Here is a 427-nt window from a genome sequence, read left to right as displayed (position 1 = left end):
CCTTTGACATACTGGTTGTTTTGTTCAGTTTTCAAAGAGCAAATTTGTAAGTTGCTTTTTCTGAAGCAACTATAATAGCATACCATAAATCATCTTGCGTTGTCAACAATGAATTTATTTTTTGTTAGCAATAATTTCTGTGACAGCTTTTACATATTAACACTTCTAAGAATGAAAGTCAATAGACCATCGAAAAAGTGTGATGGGCCTGAGTGGACTCGAACCACCGACCTCACGCTTATCAGGCGTGCGCTCTAACCAGCTGAGCTACAGGCCCATATTAACAATATGGAGCGGGTGAAGGGAATCGAACCCTCATCATCAGCTTGGAAGGCTGAGGTTTTACCACTAAACTACACCCGCATATAAATTAAGAATTACGTTGAAGTTACAATCTATATAATAGAAAGAATCAAGACTAAATTTC

At 37.7% G+C, this 427-nt stretch carries 2 tRNA genes; both read right to left on the bottom strand.

What is annotated here, in order from left to right:
• Positions 1 to 203: 203 nt before the first annotated feature.
• A tRNA-Ile gene (locus ACHABU_RS20705) sits at positions 204 to 277 on the bottom strand.
• Between the two features lie 12 nt (positions 278 to 289).
• Positions 290 to 363 (bottom strand) — tRNA-Gly (locus ACHABU_RS20700).
• Positions 364 to 427: the final 64 nt, after the last annotated feature.

It is taken from the genome of Oceanobacillus sp. CF4.6 (genome assembly GCF_051262635.1).
Taxonomy (GTDB): domain Bacteria; phylum Bacillota; class Bacilli; order Bacillales; family Amphibacillaceae; genus Oceanobacillus.
Note: the sequence above shows the minus strand (reverse complement) of the source record. Positions and strands in the feature narration are given on the sequence as shown.